Raw genomic sequence first — 20,841 nt, forward strand, 5'->3', positions numbered from 1 at the left:
TATTGCGCGCCAATCGCTCTGCGCGTCCTCAGTTGGCGAGTTGGAAGCGCTCGAATCTATGCAGTTCTTCCTCGATGCGGGGCTTGAGCTCCTTGCGGGCGCCTCGCTTGGCGGCGCTGCCGACCCAGCTCCATTTCTGCATCAGGAGCTTCTTGTTCGCCCGGTCGGTCTTCAGGTCGATGGCGGCGACGATCTCGTCGCCGACCAGGACCGGCAGCGCAAAATAACCGAACAGGCGCTTTTCCTTCGGCACATAGGCCTCGAAACGGTGGCCGTAACCGAAGAACAGTTCGCTGCGCTTGCGCTGGATGATGAGCGGATCGAAGGGCGAGAGGATGTGGACCAGGGTTGGATCGCCCTCACCCGCCGGCTGCAGTGCCTCAGGGCGCGCCCAGTGCTCCTGCTTGCCGGCGCCTTCGAGCGCGACCGGCACCAGTTCGCCTCGCCGCAGGCGGGTCTCGATCAGGCGCCGCACCGGCTTCTTGCTGGGCGCATCGAGATGGCAGATCGAATCCAGGCTGACCACGCCCTGCGACCGCAGCGCGCGGTCGAGCACATAGGCGGTGATCTCGCGCGCCGAGGCCGGCTTCGGCGGCTTGTCCCAGCCGAAATGCCGCGCCATCAGATCGTAGGTCTTCAGCATGCCGTTGCGCTCGCTGATCGTGAGGGCACCGGTGTAAAAGGCGAGCTGCAGCGCACGCTTTGACGGCTTGCGGCTCTGCCAGAGATGCTCCTTTTCCGCCAGCACGTCGTCGTCGATGTCGCGGATGGTGAGCGGTCCCTGGCGGATCAGGCGCATCACCTTGCGCATGTCGGCGGGCGTAACCGAGTTGAACCATTTGTGGCCCTCGCGCCTGTGCTGCCGCATCGCCGGCAGGAAGTAGCGCAGATCCCCGGCCGGCACATAAGAGAGAGCATGGGTCCAGTATTCGAACACGCTCCTGTCGACGCTCTGGGCGTGACGGAGATCGGCGCGGCGGTAGTCGGGGATGCGGCTATAGAGGATGTGATGGTGGGCACGCTCGATCACGTTGATGGTGTCGATCTGCACATAGCCGAGATGCTCAACCGCGGCGGCCACGGCGGCCGGCCCATCGCCAAACGGCACCGGCGTGTCGAGCCTTTGGGCGCGCAGCCAGATGCGGCGGGCGTCGATCCTGCTCAGAGGATGGGATGGAATCGGGCGGGGCATTGCCCGCAATGTAGTGCATGATCCGGAAAAGTGGACACTGGATTTCCGCCCTGCCAAAGCCAAGCGTTTGCGCGAAGACGATGATCATGGATTCCCGACCACGGGACGCAGGCAAGGAAAAGGCCGCGCCAGGTGGCGCGGCCCAAGCTCGGTGGTCGGTCTTGTTTACTTGGCCGCCTGGGCCTCCAGGTAGTGCTTGCAGGCGCCGCGCATGTTGCCCTTGCTCATCTCGCTATTGGCCTTGCTGATGCTCTTGGCCATCGCCGCCTTGCCGGGCCCTTCCGGCATCGTGTTCATCGAGGCCGTCGATTTGGCCATGTTCTCCGTGGTGCAGGCCACCGGCTTGGCCAAGGCAGGCGCAAAGGCAACAGCCGAGAACGCAGCAGCCAGGATCAATCGTCGCATCGGAAAAATCTCCCTTGGAATGAAACCGGCGTGACACCGGCCAATACAGCACGCATTGGCTCGCGGCCGCGTTTCCGGCGGAAAGCTATTTTTCCTGTATTGCAGTGGGATGAAGCAAAGGCGAACTGCGACCAGCGGTCGCGGTCGTGAGCCGATTTGCTACGAGCCAGGAGATTGCCGAGCTCGCCGCGACCGAGCTGCAGATCGCCCTCGAAATCCATTCGCCGTAGCCCGGGTGAAGCGCAGCGCAACCCGGGGATGCTCGCTGCGTGGCGAGATGAACCCGGATTACGCTTCGCTGCATCCGGGCTACGTCACGGGCTTGTCGAGCATTTCCCTGATCCTTGCCGCGAGCACGGTCTGCGTCAGCGGCTTCTGCAACAGCGATACGTCGTCGTCGGGCCGATCCTCGCCGCCGACGGCGTTGCCCGCATAGCCGGTCATGAACAGCACCTTCAGGTCAGGCTGGATACGGTGCAGTTCATCGGCCAATTCGCGGCCATTCAGGCCGGGCATGATGATGTCGGTGAGCAGCAGGTCGACATGGAACCGCCCGCCCTTGAACAGCGCCAGCGCGGCCGAGCCATCGGCGGCCTCGCGGACTTTGTAGTTGAGGTCCTGCAGGGTCTCCACGAGGAAGGACCTCACGCTGGCCTCGTCCTCGACCACCAGGATCGTCTCATTGCCGGCGCTGCCGACGACCGGGACGACGTCCTCCTTGACGGGGACGGCGGTTGGAAGAGGCGGCTGGTAGGCGGGCTTGAGATCGGGCGGCTCGCCCCGCGCATGGGTGAGGAGTTGCTGCGTCAACACCGCCGCCCGCTGTGCACTGTTGGAGGCATTGCCGATCACGCGCGCCAGCCGGTCGCGCTTGGCGCCGCCGTCCGATTGTACGCTGCGCGCGGCGATTTCGAGGTTGCCGCTGATGACCGTCAACAGATTGTTGAAATCGTGCGCCACGCCGCCGGTCACCTGCTGCGACTGTCGCAGCAAGTCCTCGGCCTCGCGGAGCTGCGACGGCGAGGGCAGCGCCAAGAGCTTCGGCAGCAGCGGCCACAGCATGGCGGCGGTGACGATGGAGGCGGCGGCCGTCAACAATTTGGCGATGCCCTCGATGCCGTAGATCGGCACCCAGAGCGTGACGATCGACAGCACATGGGTGAAGCCGCAGAACAGGATGAAAAGCGCAAAAGCCCAGAAGACCCAGCCGAACGCGACGTCGCGCCGCTTCGACACGAAGATGACCAGCGCTATGGGGATGGAGAAGTAGGCCGCCGCAATCACCGCGTCGGAGATGACGTGGAGCCAGATCAGCCCAGGCTCGCACAGCAGGCACATTCCGTGCGGGGAAAGCGTTGACGAATCGAAGAGACGCTCCAGCATGATGGTCGTTCCACTGCCCTTGACGCAAATCGATGGACCTACCTTTGCATGCAAAAATCCATGAGCCGTTACGGCCCGTCAAGCCTGCCGCGACATCTCAGATCCAGCTTCGGAACAGCATCAGGTGATTGAAGGCCGCCGTCGAGGTGCCGATGAAGGCCGCCGAGATCGGCAGCATGACCGCAAAGCCCAGCGCACCGATGGCGACGAAGGCCCATAACAGCCAGCGCGGAGTGCCGGCGCGGGTCAGCGCGTAGACCAGGGCAAAACTCGCGGTGGTCGCGGCCGGCAGGTAGTAATAGATGAAGCCGAGCGTGCGCGGCAGCAATGCCCAGGCGAGATAGGGACCAAAATAGAACGCGAGCACCAGGAACGCGTCCGCCCGCCGCACCACGATCCAGTCGCGCAAGGCTACGGTGAGCGCGGCCAGCGCCGGCCACAGAATCAGGGGATTGCCGAGGAGGACCACCGCGGCGATGCTGTTGTCGCCGAGCTTGTCGAAGAGATACCAGACCGGACGCACCAGGAACGGCCAGGACGGCCAAGAGCTCATATAGGTGTGGCCGGCGATCGCGGTCGTAGTGTTGTCGGCAAAGATGCGGCGTTGCGCCTCCAGGATATCGGGAAACGAAAATCCGTACAGCGGAACAAAGCTCGCGAGATAGACGATCGCGGGCAGCAGCGCGAAGCATGCGGCAAAGTGATGGGGACGAAAATCGGGCCAGAGGTCGGGCTGGTACCAGTCCTCCGGCTTGGGATCGGCGAACCGCGTGCGCGAGCCTTGCATCAGCCGAATTACGGCGACGATGGCGATGCAGGTCGCTAGCACGAACAGGCCGCTCCATTTGCAGGCGGCAGAGAGGCCGGATGCGATCCCGGCAAGCGCAAAGTAGAGCTGCGGCCGAGCCTGCCTGAAGCCGTGGGCGAACGCCGCAATCGCGAACAGGCCGAAGGCGAGCGCGAAAATATCCAGCATCGCGATCCGCGACTGCACGAACAGCATCTGGTTGAATGCGGCGAGCAGCGTTGCGGCGATCGCCGACGACTGCCGGGCGAACAGGGCCAGTCCGCCGAGATAGACCCCAACCAGCACCAGCGCTCCGAACAGTGCGGCGGGATAGCGCCAACCGAACGGATTGTCCCCGAACGTCCTGATCGACAGCGCGATGAACTGCTTGGCGAGCGGCGGATGCATCGGGTTGAGCATCGGCTCTCGTATCACCGGCTCCAGCATTTGCCGCGCCGCCGGCACGTAATGCACCTCGTCGAAGTAGAATTTTTCCGGCGCGCTGACGCCGATCAGGAGCAACAGATGCGCGACGATGAAGATGATGAGCGCAGTGAGAACGGTGCGCGCGGACGAAATGGAAGGTGATTTTGGCACGATGTCTTCGGCGATCGTGGTGCAGCAAGGATGTCAATTGTGAGCGCCGCCGATTCTTCTGTCCATCGCATTGAACGTATTTCGCGCCGATCGTCACCAGGAAACGGCGTTGTAGGACTCAGACGCGTAGGGTGGGCAAAGCGAAGCGTGCCCACCATCCACGTTCGGTGCAAGAAAGGTGGGCACGCTGCGCTTTGCCCACCCTACGCATCTGCGCGGATTATGGCGCTGACTTCCCCTCATACGCGCGGCGCAAGCCTTCGATGTCCAGCTTGACCATGCCGAGCATGGCTTGCATCGCGCGCGCTGCGCCGGCCTTGTCCGGGCCGCCAAGATATTTGGGTAGGACGCTCGGCACGATCTGCCAGGGAACGCCGAAGCGGTCCCTGAGCCAGCCGCATTGCTCGGCCTTGCCGCCATTGGCGAGCAGTGCGTCCCAGAGCCGATCGACCTCGGCCTGGTCCGCGCAGTCGATCACAAACGAGGCAGCGTAGGTGTATTCCATTTTCATCCCGCCGTTCAGCGCCATGAAGCGCTGACCAGCCAATGTGAACTCCACCAACAGCACTGTACCCGCTTTGCCGGCGGGACCATCGATGATGTTCTTCTGGACCGTCTCGATCCGGGAATCCGGCAACAGCGAAACGTAGAGCTTGGCGGCTTCCTCGGCTTCGCCGTCGAACCACAGGCAAGGGGTAATCTTGGACATGAGAAACTCCTCTACGCGATCGACGATCAAGCGCCAGCGGTCGCGGCTTTGGCGGCCGCTTCGAGATCCATCCACATCACTTCCCAGATGTGGCCGTCCGGATCTTCGAAGCTGCGGCCGTACATGAAGCCGAAATCCTGCTTCGGCCCGGGGTCGGCACTGCCGCCGGCGCCGGTGGCCTTGCCAACCATGTCGTCGACGGCGTCGCGGCCGTCGGCGGAAAGGCAGATCAGGACCTCGCTCGACGTTTTTGCGTCAGCGATCTTCTTCGGCGTGAACTGCCGAAATTTGTCATGTGTGAGCAGCATGACGTGAATGGTGTCGGAGAACACCATGCAGGAGGCGGTATCGTCGGAGAACTGCGGATTCTTGGCGGCGCCGATCGCCTGGTAGAAGGCGGTCGCGCGGGTGAGGTCGCTGACCGGCAGGTTCACGAAGATCATTTTGGACATCAAGGGCTCCTTTGCATGGGGTTCGGCCCAAGGACGGATGGGCGGGCGGGAGTCCGACAAGGGGGGTGCAAAATTTTTTGCGGCAGGAACCCCACCCGTCATTGCGAGCGCAGCGAAGCAATCCATTTCGCCACCTGCGAAGACATGGATTGCTTCGTCGCTGCGCTCCTCGCAATGACGGTGGAGAAAGTCGCGTCATTACGTCGCGATCGGCGTCGGCATGGTCAGGAACGAGCGCGTCACATGCCAGAATAACTGCCGGTTGATCGCGAGCACCACCGAATGAGCGGTCCCGGGGAGGATGACGAACTGGCGATCGCCGTTCGGCAGCCGGTTGAAGAATTCTTCGAGATCGGCGACGGTCGCAATGCCGTCATATTCGCCGCGGACCAGCAGCACCGGCGCCAGCACCTTTTCCGGATGCACCACCGGCAGGTTGGCGGTCATGTCGAGATAGGTGCCGGTCGGGATCTGGTCGCCGAACTGCAATTCCGCATCCGCGAGCGCTTCCATCACCGCGGGGTCCGAGGTGCCGGGCTTGTCGCGGGTCGCGATCGAGCGGATCATGTCGCGGTCGCGCTTGCGCATATTGTGCGAGCGGAAATAGTCGAGCTGTTCGGCGCGCTTTGTCAGCGTCGGCGATCCCTCGCCCTTGTAGGTGAAGGCCGCAAACACCAGCCGATCGATGCGCTCGGGCGCGGCCATGGCGTAGGCGCCGGCGCGCAGCGCGCCCGAGGACTCGCCGATGAAATGGTATTTCTGCCGGCCGGTCGCACCGGCGATGACCTCGACGGCGGCTTTCAGGTCCTCGACGCCGCTGGCGATATCGGAATTGCCCGAGGTGCGACCCGACTTGCCGTAATTCTCGTGATCCATGGTCCAGCAGTCGAAACCATAGCGGGCGAATTCATTCATCACGGAGTATTCGCCCTTGCCGGGCACGCTGACGTCGAACACGCGCGAAGTCACCGACGAGCCGTGAACGAAGAACACCACTGGCCGCGACGGCTCCCCGGCCTTCGGGGCGCCGATCCGCTTGCGGTACATCCAGAGCGGAACATCGCCCTTCTTCGCCCAGTATTCGCTGCTCCAGATCTCTTCGCCTTGCGGCGGAACCGGCGTCTCGGCCCGCAGCGGCGACGCGCCGATTGTGCCGACGGCCATACCGGCGCCGATGCCCTTGATGACCGTGCGCCGTGGGACCCTGTGTTCGGAACGCGCCATCGCTTGTCTCCCCGGTGGTTTCGGATTCTCCGTCCGATCGTTGCTCACGACTTTAGCAGCGTTGGCGCGGCGTTGCGAGAGAGCTGAAGATAATCGCGCTGTACGCACGCGTTGCAAAACTCGACGCACGCGTTTGTGAACATTGCCGCGGGAAGAAGTCGCGGACGCTTTGCAAAACTGAGCCTAGTCTTTGCCGCCGCCAGACCGGAGAAAACCCGGCGCAATCAGGGAGCACTTCATGAGCAGCAATCTCACCGAAGAAGAACTTGCAGCTTTGATGCCGTCGGAACTTTGCCAATATCCGACACCGATCCCGACCCAGATCGTCTCCAGCGACGAATTCTATCCCGACCCGCAGAACGAACGGCAGCGCGAGGTCGAGGCGCGGCTGCTCGCGATGGCCGATGAGATCGGCATCAAGCAAGGCATGGACCGCCGGAGATTCTTCCAGACCGCAGCGGGCATGGCGGCCTCCTTCGTGGCGATGAACGAGGTCTATGGACCGCTGTTCGCGGTGAGCAGGGCCGAAGCCGCGACGCCGGCGATGGCGCAGGAACGCGCGGACGCGCTGAAAGACCAGTTCATCATGGACATGCACACGCATTTCCTGCGTGACGACACCCGCATCATGGGCTTTGTCGAGATGCGCAAGGCGGTCGGCAAGGCCGGCTGGAACAAGCAGCTCAGCGACCACGAGCAGACCATCGAGGATCTGAAGTTCAACAACTACAAGAAGGAGATGTTTCTCGATTCCGACACCAAGATCGCGCTGATCTCGTCGGCGCCATCGGACATCGAGCAGGACTGGTTCCTGACCAACGAGCAGATGGCGGACGCGCGCAAGAAGATCAACGACGAGGCCGGCTCGCGTCGGGTGTTCTGTCACGCGATCTTCACGCCCGGCCAGCCCGGCTGGCTCGACAAGCTCGATGCGGCGCTGGCGCTGAAGCCGGAGTCCTGCAAGGGCTACACGATCGGCGACAACACCCACAAGGAGATCAGCCGCTATCCGTGGCGGATGGACGACGAGAAGGTCGCCTACAAGGGTTACGAGAAGATGTTGAAGGCGGGCATCAAGAATGTCTGCGTGCACAAGGGACTGTTCCCGCCGGGTATCGAGAAGCAATATCCGAACCTGCGCGGCTTCGCCGACGTCGCCGATGTCGGGCAAGCCGCGAAAGACTGGCCGCAGCTCAACTTCATCATCTATCACTCCGCCTATCGCCATGTCGGCGGCGACCCCAAGGTGGCGCTCGCCGAATTCGAGCGCACCGGCCGCATCGCCTGGACCAGCGACCTCGCCGACATCCCCGCGCAGTATGGCGTCAACAATGTCTATGGCGATGTCGGACAGTTGTTTGCCACCACGCTGGTGGCGGAGCCGAATGTCTGCGCCGCGCTCATGGGTACGCTGATCAAGGGACTCGGCGTCGACCATGTCTGCTGGGGCTCGGACTCGCTCTGGACCGGCGCACCGCAATGGCAGATCGAGGGCTTGAGACGACTCGAGATCCCCGAGGTGATGCAGAAGAACTTCGGCTATCCGCCGCTCGGGCCCGCGGACGGACCGGTGAAGCGCGCGATCTTCGGCGACAACAATGCGCGGCTCTACGACATCCAGCCCAAGCGCGCGATGCTGGAATTGAAGGGCGACCGCTTCGCGATGATGCGATCCGAGTACGAGAAGGCCGGCGTGGAGCCGTCGAACATGCGCTACGGCTACGTGGTGCCGAACGGGACGATTGACCACCGCGTGTTTGCGTGAGCTTCAAGCTCACCGTCATTCCGAGCGCAAGCGAAGCAATCCATCTCACCACTTGCGGAGGCATGGATTGCTTCGTCGCGGAGCCTGTCATCGGGCCCGCCAGAGGCGGGACCCGTTGGCTCCTCGCAATGACGGGGCAATTGTTATTCAGGACTCTCTCTTCCGACGCTGTGGCGCGAGATTCCGGGTTCTCGCTTCGCGAGCCCCGGAATGACGGGAGAGCGCATGGCGTCTTTGAGTTATCATGACTTGTCTATTCGCACGGTGATCTTGCATCACGCCTGCGTCAAGGTTGCAAAATCCGGCCCTTGGCTTTTGACATTCCTGAGAAGTCAGCCTTACGAATAGACGACCACGGCTGTGTTGAAATAGTCGGAGCCCTTCGCCATGGAGCCTGCTGTTCGTCTGTCACCCGGCTCGATCAATGATGGCCGCACGAGCGTCACGGATGACGCCGCCCTCCTTAAGCGTCTTTCCGGTATCGTCGGAAGATCCCATGTGCTGACCGGCATGGAGAGCACCCGCAGATTCTGCACGGGCTTCCGTTTCGGACATGGTTCTGTAGTCGCGGTGGTCCGTCCCGGCACCCTCGTGGAGCAGTGGCGGGTGTTGAAGGCCTGCGCGGCCGCGAACAAGATCGTGATCATGCAGGCCGCCAATACCGGCCTTACCGGTGGCTCGACGCCCGACGGCGACGACTATGACCGCGGCATCGTGCTGATCAACACCATGCGGATCACCGGCATCCATCTTGTCAACGAAGGCAAGCAGGTGGTGTGCATGCCCGGTACGACGCTCTACCAGCTCGAGGACCGGTTGCGGCCGCTGGGACGGGACCCTCATTCCGTGATCGGCTCGTCCTGCATCGGTGCCTCCGTGTTCGGCGGTATCTGCAACAATTCAGGCGGCGCGCTGATCCACCGCGGCCCTGCCTTCACGCAGCTCGCCCTGTTCGCCCGGCTGGATGAGGCCGGCGACGTTCATCTCGTCAACCATCTCGGCATCGATCTCGGCAATGATCCCGAGGCGATGCTGGAAAGGCTGGAGAAGGGAGCCTTCACGGAAGCCGACGTCGCAAACGATCCGAACCGGCTGGCGTCCGACCATGATTATGCGACGCATGTCCGCGACATCGAGGCGCCGACCGCTGCTCGCTTCAATGCCGATCCGCACCGGCTGTTCGAGGCATCGGGCAGCGCCGGCAAGGTGATGCTGATGGCGGTGCGGCTCGATACCTTCGCCAAGACCGCGCGAACCGGCGCCTTCTATATTGGCTCCAACGATCCTTCCGAACTCGAGACGATCCGCCGGCACATCCTGGCCAACTTCAACTCGCTGCCGATTTCCGGCGAATATCTGCACCGCACAGCCTTCGATATCGCGGAAAAATACGGCAAGGATACTTTTCTCGCGATCCACTATCTCGGCACCGCTTGGCTACCGCTGCTGTTCGCGATCAAGGGACGCTTTGACGGCATCTGCGAACGCCTGTCCTGCCTGCCGAGCCACCTCAGCGACCGCATCATGCAATTCGCAAGCTCGCTGTTTCCGCGTCACCTGCCGAAACGGATGATGGAGTATCGCGATCGCTTCGAGCATCACCTGATCCTGCAAATGGGTGATGACGGCATCGAGGAAGCGGCTCAATATTTGAAATCGATCTTTCCCTCAGAGAACGGCGACTTCTTCACCTGTACCGACGACGAGGGCGCCAAGGCGATGCTCCACCGCTTCGCCGCCGCAGGCGCTGCGGTGCGCTATCGCGCCGTCCACGGCCGCGAGGTCGAGGACATCGTTGCCCTGGATGTCGCGCTCCGCCGCAACGACGAGCAGTGGTGTGAAAGCCTGCCGCCCGACATCGACGCAAAGCTTCTGCACAAGCTCTATTACGGCCACTTCTTCTGCCACGTCTTCCACCAGGACTACATCGTGGCGAAAGGACATGATTGTCCGGCGATCGAGGAGCAGATGTGGAAACTGCTCGATCAGCGCGGCGCCGAATATCCGGCCGAGCACAATGTCGGCCATCTCTATCACGCAAAGCCTGCGCTGCTAGAACACTACAAGGCGCTCGACCCCTGCAATGCCTTCAATCCCGGGATTGGGCGAACCACCAAATGCCTGCATTGGAAGACCGGGCTTGACACTGGCCCCGCCGCGGCGCCGAAGATCAGCGCCTCCTGGACTTCTTGAGCCGACCGAGCCGTCAGCAATGATAGGCTGGACTTTTCAAACCACGCCGCCCAGCTATGATCGTCGAATGATCGATGCATCGCTGATCTCGGGTTTTGCGGCACTCGCCGGTGCCGCCATCGGAGGCCTGACGTCGGCAACGGCCGCCTGGTTCACCCAGCGCGCCATGGTGCAATCGCAATGGTCTGCCGGCGAAAATCTGCGCCGGCAGGACATCTATCGCGAATTCATCGAGATCGCGTCAAAATGCTACATCGACGCGCTCCAGCATGAGAATCCCGACGTTCCGGATCTGGTCGGGCTTTATGCCAAGATCTCGCGGATGCGGGTGTTGTCATCCACCGAGATCGTTGACGAGGCCGAACGGGTTGCGCAGAGAATCCTCGATACCTATGCCGAGCCGGACAAGAGCTTCGTCGAGATGCGAGGCATGGTCAAAGACCACACCATCGACCTCCTGCATGGGTTCAGCAAAGCGTGCCGGCGGGAGTACGAGCAGTATCGATCGCGGCAATTCTAGAGTACCGCTCCGTCACTTCTTCTCATCCGGATGCCGGTGCACCGGATCGACCCACAGCACCGTCTCCGGCTTCTCCACCGGCTCGATGTCGAGGTTGATCGCGACCGCCTCGCCGTCGCTGCGGACCAGCACGCATTCGAGCACTTCGTCCGGGCTGGCGTTGATCTCCTGATGCGGCACATAGGGCGGCACGAAGATGAAATCGCCGGGGCCGGCTTCCGCCGTGAATTGCAGGTGTTCACCCCAGCGCATCCGCGCCTTGCCTTTCACGACATAGATGATGCTTTCGAGATGGCCGTGATGGTGCGCGCCGGTCTTGGCGTCGGGCTTGATGGTGACGGTGCCGGCCCAAAGTTTTTGCGCGCCGACGCGGGCAAAGTTGATCGCGGCCTTGCGGTCCATGCCGGCTGTCGACGGCACGTTCGGATCGAGCTGGTTGCCGGGAATGACGCGAACGCCGTCATGCTTCCAGCGTTCGTCGTGATCGTGGGAATGCGAGTGGTCGTGGGTGCCGCTCATCTCTGCTGCCTTCAAAAAGACTATCGCGGTAACGCTATAGAAACTCGCGGTCATAGGCCAGATGAAACAGCTCGTCATGGCCGGGCTTGCCCGTCTTCGCTATCGCTTCGCCGGACTGACACTGGAGTGCCCGGCGAAGCCTCGGCGTAGCCGGGTCCCGGCCATCCACGCGCTTTCGGGCGACCGGCCAAGACGTGGATGCCCGGGACAAGCCCGGGCATGACGGAGAGCGAGAGCTGGGCCTCTACTTCACGGCCAGCAATTCGACGTCGAACATCAGCGTTGCATTCGGCGGGATCACGCCGCCGGCGCCGCGCGCGCCGTAGCCCAGATTGGGCGGGATGATGAGGGTGCGCTTGCCGCCGACCTTCATCGTGGCGACGCCCTCGTCCCAGCCGGTGATTACCTTGCGCTGGCCGATCGGAAATTCGAACGGCTCGTTGCGATCCACCGACGAGTCGAATTTCTTGCCCTTCTGGCCGTTCTCGTAGAGCCAGCCGGTGTAGTGCATGACGCAAATCTGGCCGGGTTTCGGGAAAGCACCGGTGCCCTCCTTGGTATCGATGATCTGCAGTCCTGAAGGTGTCGTCACGGTCTTTCCTGCTGGTTGGGCCAATGCCATCTTCGACATGGCGGGAACGGAGATCGCGGCCGCGACGGCAGCGATGGTCTTGACGATGGTACGTCGGCTGGAGCGCATCGCAACTACCTTCTTTACGTAGGGCGGCACGTCTCTAACGCAAGGCAGGCGATTTCCCTAGCTCTTTTTCGACGCGCTATACCTCGATCTTTTCCAAACGCACCGGCAATCTCCGGATGCGCTGACCGGTGGCGTGAAAGATCGCGTTGCAGACGGCCGCGTTGGTGCCGACATTGCCGAGCTCGCCAAGCCCCTTCACGCCGGCCGGATTGATCTGCGTGTCCTCCTCCGAGAGCAGGATCACCTCAACGTCAGGAATATCGGCGTTCACCGGCACGAGATAGTCGGCGAGATTGTCATTGACGTAGCGCGCATAGCGCTCGTCGAGCTCGGTCGCCTCATGCAGCGAGGAGGCCACGCCCCAGATCAGGCCGCCCATCAGCTGGCTGCGCGCGGAGCGCGGGTTCATGATGTGGCCGGCGGCAAAGGCGCCGAGCACGCGCGGCACCCGGATCTCATGCGTGAAGCGGTTGACGCGCACCTCGACGAAGTCGGCGCCGAAAGCGTAGGCGATCCTGCCGCCGAACTCCGGGCCGCCGACCATGCGCACCTGGCCGTTATGCATGGCGCGGAATGAGTCCGCCGGCGCGCCGTCGGGTTTCCACTCGCCATACTCCTCGATCACGCTGACGCCGAGCGCGTCGAACGCTGCCTCACGATCGAGATCGAGCCGCTGGTCACTGCGCGAGGCTCCGCCTGACGGCGTCTGGCCGACGGTCTGCCCTTCGTTCGGCATCAGGGCCTTGAGCAGCCGCTGCCTGACCTGGTCGCACACCATCATCACGGTGGAGCAGGTGCTCGCGGTCGAGTTCGAGCCGCCGGCCACCGGCGCCGGCGGCAAGTCGCTGTCGCCGATCACGACGGTGACCTTCTCGACGGGAACCTCGAGCCTCGTGGCGGCCGCCTGCGCGATGACGGTGTAGGCGCCATTGCCGATCTCGTGACCGGCGATCTCGACGCGCACGCGCCCATCGCGCCGCAGCCGCACGCGGGCCGCGGCCGGCGCCATCTGGGTCGGATAGCAGGTGGTGGCGCAGCCATAGCCGATCAGCCACTCGCCGTCCGCCATCGATCGGGGCTCGCGGTTGCGCTCCGCCCAGCCGAACGCCTTGGCCCCCTCATCGAAACAGGCCATCAGCGAGCGAGACGTGTAAGGCTTGCCGCCGATCGGCTCCCGGTTCGTGTCGTTGACGCGCCGCAGCTCGATCGGGTCCATCTTCAACTGATACGCCAATTCGTCCATCGCGCTTTCCAGCGCGAAGAGGTAGGGCACTTCCGGCGGCGAGCGCATGAAGCCCGGCGTGTTGCGGTCGGCACGCACGATCCAGACCAGGCTGTCGACATTCGGGCAGTCATAGAGCCGTGTCGTGGTCTTGGTGCCGCCGACGCAATAGGCGTCCGCGCGCGATGAAATTTCCCAGCCCTCGTGCCGCAACGCCGTCAGCTTGCCGTCGCTCGTCGCGCCGAGTTCGACGCGATGGCGCGTCTCGGCGCGGTAGGTCGAGACGTTGAAGCCCTGGTCGCGCGTGGCGACGAGCTTCACCGGGCGGCGCAGGCGACGGGAAATGCTTGCCATGATCGCGGTGCGCGGGGTCATCGAGCCCTTCGAGCCGAAGGCGCCGCCGACATAGGGATTGACCACATGCACCCGGTCCGGATCAATGCCGAGCTGGGTGGCAACTCCGTTCTTCAGGCCGTGGACGAACTGGCTTGGTTCGTAGATGGTCAGGCTGTCGCCATTCCAGGCGACGCTGGTGGCGAACAGCTCCATCGGATTGTGGTGCTGCGGCGGCGTTTCATACTCGGCGGAAATCTGCACCTCCGCCTCCTCGAACGCCTTGTCGAAATCGCCGACCTTCGGGTCGTCCTTGAACATCGCAAGCTGGCCCTTGGCGCGGGCCGCGACCGTGCCGGGCGAATGAAAGCTCGCAGTCGGCGTCGCCGCCGTATAGCTCACCTTGACCCGATGCGCAGCCTCGCGCGCCGCCTCATAGGTATCCGCGAGCACGACCGCGATGATCTGGCCCTCCTCGGCAATGTCAGGAGATCGCAGCGGCTGATTGGTCGTGGACGCATAGCCGCCATTGCTAAAGAACTTTGCGGGCTCGAGGTGCTCCGCATTCTCATGCGTCACGATATCGACAACGCCGCGCACCTTCTGCGCTTCGGACAGGTCGAAGTTGTCGACACGGCCCTTCGCGATCGCGCTGGTGACGAGATAGGCATAGGCCGGATCGCGCAGTGGCATGTCGGCAGCATATTGCGCCGTCCCGGTCACCTTAGCGACGGCATCATAGCGCGGGATCGGCTGGCCCATATTGGCCTTGGGAGCAGGAGCGGCTGTCGTCATCGTCAGATCTCCATGGTCATGGCCTGATGCAGCGCGCGGGCGACGACGCGCTTGCCGAGCTCGATCTTGAATTCATTATGGCTACGCGCGGATGCGCCTTCGAAGGCGATTTCAGCCACTCGTTCTGCCAGTGCATCGTCGAACTTCTGGCCTTTGAGCTCAGCTTCGGCGTCGCGCGCCCGCCATGGCAGCGTTGCGACACCGCCAAGTGCGATGCGCGCATCTCGCACCGTGCCGTCCTGAACATCGAGCGCGATCGCAGCCGATGCCAAAGCGAATTCGTAGGACTGGCGGTCCCGCACCTTGAGATAGGCCGAGCGCGGCCAGCGGCCGGGGATGGTGAAACCGGAGATCAGTTCACCCGGCTCGAGCGTGGTCTCGAGCTGCGGCGTGTTGCCAGGCGCCTTGTGCAATTGCGCAAAGGGAATAGTCCGGGTGCCGGACTTGCCGGTGATGTCCACGCTCGCATCGAGCGCGATCAGGGCCTGCGCGAAATCGCCGGGATAGGTTGCGATGCATTTGTCCGAGGTGCCGAGCACCGCGTGGGTGCGGTTGAAGCCGTCCATCGCGGCGCAGCCCGAGCCCGGATTGCGCTTGTTGCAGGCCTCATAGCTGACGTCGCGGAAATAGGTGCAGCGGGTCCGCTGCAGCACGTTGCCGCCGAGGGTGGCCATATTGCGAAGCTGCGCGCTCGCGGCGAGCTTCAGCGAGTCGGCGACGACGGGATAGTTCTGCTGGATCTCCGGATTGGCGGCGACGTCGGCCATCCGCGCCATCGCGCCGAGGCGCAGATTGCCGTTCTCCAGGCTGACCGTAGCCCACGTCGGCGACAGCGGATTGATGTCGACGATTGCGCGCGGGCGCATCACGTCGAGCTTCATCAGGTCGAGCAGCGTAGTGCCGCCGGCAAGCGGCTGGATTTCGGCTTCGGTCAGGGGATTATTGCTGGCGCTTGCCGCCGCCAGCGCCTGGATGGCCGCAGAGGGATCGGCGGCTCTTTGATAGGCAAAGGATCGCATGGGTATGCCCTTGCTAGCCAGAGAGGATTTCGGGCGCCGCCTGCTTCACGGCGGCCACGATGTTCGGATAGGCGGCGCAGCGGCAGATGTTGCCGCTCATATATTCGCGGATGTCCTCGTCGCTGCCGGCGTGGCCTTCCTTCACGCAGGCGATCGCCGACATGATCTGGCCTGGCGTGCAATAACCGCACTGGAAGGCATCCTGGTCGATGAAGGCCTGCTGCATCGGATGCAGCCGCGCGCCGTTGGAGAGACCTTCGATCGTGGTGATCTCGTGATCCTGCGCCGACAGCGCGAGCGTCAGGCAGGACAGCACGCGACGCCCCTCGATCAGCACGGTGCAGGCGCCGCACTGGCCGTGGTCGCAGCCCTTCTTGCTGCCGGTGAGCCCTATATGCTCGCGCAGCGCGTCGAGCACCGTGGTGCGCGCATCGATGTTGAGGGCATTGTCCTGGCCGTTGACGCGCAGCGTCACGGGAACGGGAAGCGTGGGATCCTGTGTCGAGGGGATCGTGGTCGTCGCCGGTCCGGCCGCGCGTGCCGTCAGCGGGAACATCGCGCCGCCGGCAGCTCCCGCAAGGAACGAACGCCGATTGAAGCTGGAACGAGATTGCGGATTTGTCTTGTCATCCATGACGGGCTCCGCTTGCGAAAGGAATTGCGGCGCACGCCTGCGCCTCACCGCCCTAACAAAGGCAGTGAAGCGTTGTTCCGGAGATGACGAAGCACAGCGCTGTGAAGCAGCGCCAGTTCCAGGATGCTGAAGACGCGCTTGGAGCGTTTTCGAGCGAAGCGGATACCGGTTCGCGTGAAGAAAACGCGTCGAGAGGAGAATCCAGAGCCTCGGTTCTGATTCAATCAGAACCGAGAAAATGCTCTAGTAACCGAGCGCGCAGCCGTCCTTGCGCGGATCGGAACCGCCGGTCAGCGTGCCCTTGTCCCAGTCGATCCAGATCGCCTGCCCGCCACCGAGCGGAGCAACCACGCTGGTGGTCTTGTGCCCTATCTTCTTCAAGCCTTCGACGATCGCGGCCGGCACGCTGTCCTCGAGCTGATAGACGCCCTCGTAATGCAGGCCGCGCGGCATATCGATTGCTTCCTGCACGTCGCAGCCATAGTCGAGGATGTTGGTCAGCACACGGGTCTGGCCGACCGGCTGGTACTGCCCGCCCATCACGCCGAACGGCATGATTGCGCGGCCGTTCTTGGTCGCAAGGCTTGGGATGATCGTATGCAGGGGACGCTTGCCCGGCGCGATGCAGTTGGGATGGCCGGGCTGGATGCGGAAGCCGCCGGCGCGGTTCTGCAAGAGGATGCCGGTCTTGTTGGAGACGATCGCCGAGCCGAAGGAGTGCGCGATCGAGTTGATGAAGGAGCAGACGTTGCGGTCCTTGTCGACCACGGTGATGTAGACCGTCGACGGATTCATCGGCGGCGCGACATTCGGCAGTTCCAGCAGCCGGTCCATGCGGATGTTCTTGATGTATTCGTCGGCGAATTCCTTGGCCAGGATGCCGGCGACATCCACATGCACGTGCCGCGGATCGCCGATGTGCTGCTCGCGCATCATGTAGGCGATGCGCGCGGCCTCCGCCTCGAGATGGAAACGTTCGACGCTGAGCGCGGGGAACTTGGTCAGATCGAAACGCGAGAGGATGTTGAGCATCACCAGCATCGTGATGCCCGGGCCGTTCGGTGGGCACTGCCAGACGTCATAGCCCTTGTAGATGGTGCCGATCGGCGCGGTGACCTCGGTCGAATGATCAGCGAAATCGTCCAGCGTGTGCAGGCCGCCGATGCTGCGCAGCGTCGCGACCATGTCCTCGGCGATCTCACCGGTGTAGAAGGCCTTCGGGCCGTCCTTTGCGATCGCACGCAGCGTCTTGCCGAGCTCGGGCTGGCGGATCACGTCGCCCGCGACCGCGGGCTTGCCGTGCGGCAACAGATAGCGCGCGGTGTTGGTGCCGTTCTTCAGTTTCTCGAACTGGTTCTTCCAGTCGAAGGCGATGCGGGGCGCGACGACATAGCCCTCTTCCGCGGCCTTGATCGCCGGTTGCAGCAGCCTGTCGAGGCCGAACTTGCCGTGATCGTTCAGGATCGTCTGCCAGGCATCGATGGCGCCGGGGATGCTCACCGCATGCGCCGAGGTCAGCGGCACCGAATGGATCTTGCGCTCGAGATACCATTCCGCGGTCGCCGCCATCGGCGCGCGGCCCGAGCCGTTATAGGCCGTGATCTTGCCCTCGCCTCTCGGTTGCACCAGCGCAAAGCAGTCCCCGCCGATGCCGGTCGATTGCGGCTCGATCACCGCCAGCAGCGCGGACGCAGCGATCGCCGCATCCACTGCCGTGCCGCCCTCGCGCATCACGTCGATCGCCGCCAGCGCGGCCTCCGGGTGCGACGTCGCCACCATGCCGTTGAGCGAGTGGACGGTGGAGCGGCCGGCGAAATGGAAGTTTCTCATTAAAGGTAGCTCACTTGGTTGTTCTGCATTGGAGTTCCCGGCGGGGCGGGAGCTACATGACATATTCGTGCCGTTCTCTGCAATGGCTGGCATGCCAGAGCTGCGTTGCGCCGGGAAATCCGACTAAGGGTTTTCGCTGGCCCAACTGCCTGATAAATCCGCGCCATGCCGCTGAAAGTCGCCGCCTTCTACCAATTCGCCAGCCTGCCCGATTACCGGGAGCTGCGCGACCCCCTACACGCAATCTCTGCGGGTCTCGGGTTGAGGGGCAGCATCCTGCTGGCGAGCGAGGGCGTCAATGGCACGATCGCGGGACGCGCCGAGGCGATCGACGCCTTTGTCGGGGAACTGCGGCACGGCGCGCTGTTCGGCGGCCGGCTCGACAGATTGGAGCTGAAATTCTCGGAAGCCTCCGCAATGCCGTTCCGGCGAATGAAGGTGCGGCTGAAGAAGGAGATCGTCACGCTCGGCGATACCTCCGTCGACCCGACGCGGCAGGTCGGGATCTATGTCGATCCCGCCGAGTGGAATGCGCTGATCGCCGATCCTGACACGCTTGTGATCGACACCCGCAACGCCTTCGAGGTCGCGCTGGGCACGTTCGAGGGCGCGGTCGATCCCGGCATCAAGAGTTTCGGACAGTTCAAGGACTTTGCCGCGCGCGAGCTCGATCCGGCCAGGCACCGGAAGATCGCGATGTTCTGCACCGGCGGCATCCGCTGCGAGAAGGCGAGCAGCTTTTTGCTCGCGCGCGGCTTCGGTGAAGTGTACCACCTCAAGGGCGGCATTCTGAAATATCTGGAAGAGATGCCGAAGCAGGAGAGCCGCTGGCGCGGCGAATGTTTCGTATTCGACGAACGGGTCGCGCTCGGCCACGGCTTGCGCGAGCGCGGAAAAGAGACCGCCCATGATTGACGCCAAGACGCCTGATGCGAAGACACTCGCCGAGCGCATCGATGCGCTGGAAACGCGGATCGCCTATCAGGACGACACGATCGAGACGCTGAACGAGACCATCACCGCGCAATGGAAGCAGATCGATGCGCTGACGCGACAAATGGGGGAATTGCGCGAGCGGTTGCAGGAAGCCGAAAGCAACACGGCCGCTCCGATCAACGAGCGGCCGCCGCATTATTAAGTGTGACCGTCGTCCGAGGACGACGACGGTTAGCGGAACAATGCCTTCGCCTTTTCCCAGAGCGATGGGCCTTCGCGCTCGCCATTGTCCTTGGTCGGCGAAGGTTGGGCCGCGCTCACGGGGTCGGAGGCCGGAAAGGTGTGCTCCAGGCCAGCCTCAAGTTTCTCGTGCGTCTCGCGATCGGCGGCGAGCGCCTCGCGCGGGTCATCGGCATGCTTGTCATGCGGCGCCGGATTGAATTTCTCAGCCATATGCTCCCTCCATTTGCGCGGGATCAACGCACCGTGCTCGCCGGCGGTTCCAGATCCGCCTTGGCCGGACGCGGCGCGCCGTGTATCAGAAGCGTCAAAATGTCAGCCGTTTCAGCAGGAACCTTTCTTGTCCCAAGATTCTCCCAAGCCGCTCCTTGATGTGCTTGCCGGCAAGCGCCAGCCGATCCCGCCGATCTGGATGATGCGGCAGGCCGGCCGCTATCTGCCCGAATATCGCGAATTGCGGGCCAAGGCCGGCAGCTTCCTCGACCTCTGCTTCACACCGGACTATGCCGCCGAAGTCACGCTGCAGCCGATCCGCCGCTTCAACTTCGATGCGGCGATCATCTTCTCCGACATCCTCGTGATTCCCTATGCGCTGGGACGCTCGGTGCGGTTCGAGGCCGGCGAAGGCCCGCGGCTTGATCCCCTCGATACGCCGGAGAAAGTGAAGTCGCTTGCCGCGCATGCGGACTTCACAAAGCTCGAGCCGGTCTTTGAAGCGCTGCGTCGCGTGCGACGCGAGCTTGACGACAGGATCGCGCTGATCGGCTTCTGCGGCGCGCCGTGGACGGTCGCGACCTATATGGTCGCGGGCCAGGGCACGCCCGATCAGGCGCCGGCGCGGATGATGGCCTATCGACAGCCCGCGGCATTCGAAAAGATCATCGACGTACTGGTGGAGAATTCGATCCACTATCTCGTCGGTCAGTTGAAAGCCGGTGCCGACTGCCTGCAGCTATTCGACACCTGGGCGGGCGTGCTGCCGCCGCGCGAATTCGAACGCTGGTCGATCGAGCCGGCGCGGCGCATCGTCGAGGGTGTGCGCAGGCAGGTGCCGGACGCCAAGATCATCGGCTTTCCCCGTGGCGCGGCCGGCATGCTTCCCGCCTATGTGGAAGCAACCGGCGTCAACGCCGTCAGCATCGACTGGACTGCGGAGCCGGCGATGATCCGCGAACGCGTGCAGAGCCGCACCGCGGTGCAGGGCAATCTCGATCCGCTCGCGCTGATCGCCGGCGGCGACGCGCTCGATCGCGCAATCGACGATGTGCTGGAGAATTACGGCAAGGGCCGGCTGATCTTCAATCTCGGCCACGGCATCCAGCCGGAGACGCCGATCGCCCATGTCGAGCAGATGGTGCAGCGGGTGCGGGCGTATCGAGGTTAGCT

General features: G+C 63.4%; 21 protein-coding genes. 6 read left to right on the forward strand and 15 right to left on the reverse strand.

The genetic code is table 11. The features are described 5' to 3' along the window. Positions 1-28: 28 nt before the first annotated feature. The 8 genes from AC5ZGW_RS12045 to AC5ZGW_RS12080 form a co-directional block, all read right to left on the reverse strand. Positions 29-1,192: a winged helix-turn-helix domain-containing protein gene (locus AC5ZGW_RS12045; protein WP_165435120.1), complete on the reverse strand. Its 1,164-nt coding sequence runs from the start codon at positions 1,190-1,192 to the stop codon at positions 29-31. 165 nt (positions 1,193-1,357) lie between these two features. Beyond that, positions 1,358-1,597 carry a hypothetical protein gene (locus tag AC5ZGW_RS12050; protein WP_028162577.1) on the reverse strand — a complete coding sequence of 80 codons (240 nt, stop codon included), beginning with the start codon at positions 1,595-1,597 and terminating at the stop codon, positions 1,358-1,360. Further along, a complete protein-coding gene (locus tag AC5ZGW_RS12055; RefSeq protein WP_130224957.1) occupies positions 1,585-1,818 on the reverse strand; it encodes a hypothetical protein in 234 nt (77 codons plus the stop codon). The genes AC5ZGW_RS12050 and AC5ZGW_RS12055 overlap by 13 nt, the downstream gene beginning before the upstream one ends. 88 nt (positions 1,819-1,906) lie before the next feature. Further along, on the reverse strand, positions 1,907-2,980 hold the full coding sequence (locus AC5ZGW_RS12060; protein WP_130224958.1) for a response regulator: 1,074 nt from the start codon (positions 2,978-2,980) through the stop codon (positions 1,907-1,909). A gap of 97 nt (positions 2,981-3,077) precedes the next feature. Further along, entirely contained in the window at positions 3,078-4,364 is a 1,287-nt protein-coding gene (locus AC5ZGW_RS12065; protein ID WP_245474616.1) for a phospholipid carrier-dependent glycosyltransferase, read from the reverse strand. 220 nt (positions 4,365-4,584) lie between these two features. Continuing rightward, positions 4,585-5,073 (reverse strand): VOC family protein, encoded by a 489-nt coding sequence (locus tag AC5ZGW_RS12070; RefSeq protein ID WP_130224960.1) that lies wholly within the window; start codon positions 5,071-5,073, stop codon positions 4,585-4,587. A gap of 26 nt (positions 5,074-5,099) precedes the next feature. Continuing rightward, complete coding sequence (locus AC5ZGW_RS12075) at positions 5,100-5,525, reverse strand: VOC family protein (protein WP_130224961.1); 426 nt, start codon at positions 5,523-5,525, stop codon at positions 5,100-5,102. Positions 5,526-5,723: 198 nt separating this feature from the next. Beyond that, on the reverse strand, positions 5,724-6,749 hold the full coding sequence (locus tag AC5ZGW_RS12080; protein WP_130224962.1) for an alpha/beta hydrolase: 1,026 nt from the start codon (positions 6,747-6,749) through the stop codon (positions 5,724-5,726). A 238-nt stretch (positions 6,750-6,987) separates the two neighbouring features. Between AC5ZGW_RS12080 and AC5ZGW_RS12085 the strand changes: the two genes are divergently transcribed. The 3 genes from AC5ZGW_RS12085 (at position 6,988) to AC5ZGW_RS12095 (ending at position 11,227) form a co-directional block, all read left to right on the forward strand. Beyond that, on the forward strand, positions 6,988-8,514 hold the full coding sequence (locus AC5ZGW_RS12085; RefSeq protein WP_130224963.1) for an amidohydrolase family protein: 1,527 nt from the start codon (positions 6,988-6,990) through the stop codon (positions 8,512-8,514). 387 nt (positions 8,515-8,901) lie between these two features. Further along, positions 8,902-10,707: a D-lactate dehydrogenase gene (dld, locus tag AC5ZGW_RS12090; protein WP_130224964.1), complete on the forward strand. Its 1,806-nt coding sequence runs from the start codon at positions 8,902-8,904 to the stop codon at positions 10,705-10,707. 67 nt (positions 10,708-10,774) lie between these two features. After that, positions 10,775-11,227: a hypothetical protein gene (locus tag AC5ZGW_RS12095; RefSeq protein WP_130224965.1), complete on the forward strand. Its 453-nt coding sequence runs from the start codon at positions 10,775-10,777 to the stop codon at positions 11,225-11,227. A 12-nt stretch (positions 11,228-11,239) separates the two neighbouring features. Here AC5ZGW_RS12095 and AC5ZGW_RS12100 read toward each other — a convergent pair whose 3' ends face one another. From AC5ZGW_RS12100 to ggt, 6 genes are all read right to left on the reverse strand, one after another. Beyond that, on the reverse strand, positions 11,240-11,746 hold the full coding sequence (locus AC5ZGW_RS12100; protein WP_028162586.1) for a cupin domain-containing protein: 507 nt from the start codon (positions 11,744-11,746) through the stop codon (positions 11,240-11,242). 244 nt (positions 11,747-11,990) lie between these two features. Beyond that, positions 11,991-12,377 carry an FKBP-type peptidyl-prolyl cis-trans isomerase gene (locus tag AC5ZGW_RS12105; protein WP_409334764.1) on the reverse strand — a complete coding sequence of 129 codons (387 nt, stop codon included), beginning with the start codon at positions 12,375-12,377 and terminating at the stop codon, positions 11,991-11,993. A gap of 145 nt (positions 12,378-12,522) precedes the next feature. After that, positions 12,523-14,796, reverse strand: coding sequence for a xanthine dehydrogenase family protein molybdopterin-binding subunit (locus tag AC5ZGW_RS12110; RefSeq protein WP_130224966.1), 2,274 nt, complete (start codon positions 14,794-14,796; stop codon positions 12,523-12,525). A 2-nt stretch (positions 14,797-14,798) separates the two neighbouring features. After that, on the reverse strand, positions 14,799-15,815 hold the full coding sequence (locus AC5ZGW_RS12115; protein WP_130224967.1) for an FAD binding domain-containing protein: 1,017 nt from the start codon (positions 15,813-15,815) through the stop codon (positions 14,799-14,801). 13 nt (positions 15,816-15,828) lie between these two features. Further along, a complete protein-coding gene (locus AC5ZGW_RS12120; protein WP_130224968.1) occupies positions 15,829-16,449 on the reverse strand; it encodes a (2Fe-2S)-binding protein in 621 nt (206 codons plus the stop codon). A gap of 243 nt (positions 16,450-16,692) precedes the next feature. Beyond that, positions 16,693-18,279: a gamma-glutamyltransferase gene (gene ggt, locus AC5ZGW_RS12125; protein ID WP_130224969.1), complete on the reverse strand. Its 1,587-nt coding sequence runs from the start codon at positions 18,277-18,279 to the stop codon at positions 16,693-16,695. Between the two features lie 165 nt (positions 18,280-18,444). Between ggt and trhO the strand changes: the two genes are divergently transcribed. Then, positions 18,445-19,194, forward strand: a complete 750-nt coding sequence (gene trhO, locus AC5ZGW_RS12130; RefSeq protein WP_130224970.1) for an oxygen-dependent tRNA uridine(34) hydroxylase TrhO — start codon at positions 18,445-18,447, stop codon at positions 19,192-19,194. Beyond that, positions 19,187-19,417, forward strand: a complete 231-nt coding sequence (locus tag AC5ZGW_RS12135; protein WP_130224971.1) for a SlyX family protein — start codon at positions 19,187-19,189, stop codon at positions 19,415-19,417. The genes trhO and AC5ZGW_RS12135 overlap by 8 nt, the downstream gene beginning before the upstream one ends. 29 nt (positions 19,418-19,446) lie before the next feature. On the opposite strand, the gene AC5ZGW_RS12140 is transcribed toward AC5ZGW_RS12135, so the two are convergent. Next, positions 19,447-19,668 carry a hypothetical protein gene (locus AC5ZGW_RS12140; protein ID WP_130224972.1) on the reverse strand — a complete coding sequence of 74 codons (222 nt, stop codon included), beginning with the start codon at positions 19,666-19,668 and terminating at the stop codon, positions 19,447-19,449. Between the two features lie 127 nt (positions 19,669-19,795). Between AC5ZGW_RS12140 and hemE the strand changes: the two genes are divergently transcribed. Beyond that, on the forward strand, positions 19,796-20,839 hold the full coding sequence (gene hemE, locus AC5ZGW_RS12145; RefSeq protein ID WP_130224973.1) for a uroporphyrinogen decarboxylase: 1,044 nt from the start codon (positions 19,796-19,798) through the stop codon (positions 20,837-20,839). Positions 20,840-20,841 lie beyond the last annotated feature (2 nt).

The organism is Bradyrhizobium sp. Crot121 (assembly GCF_059512385.1).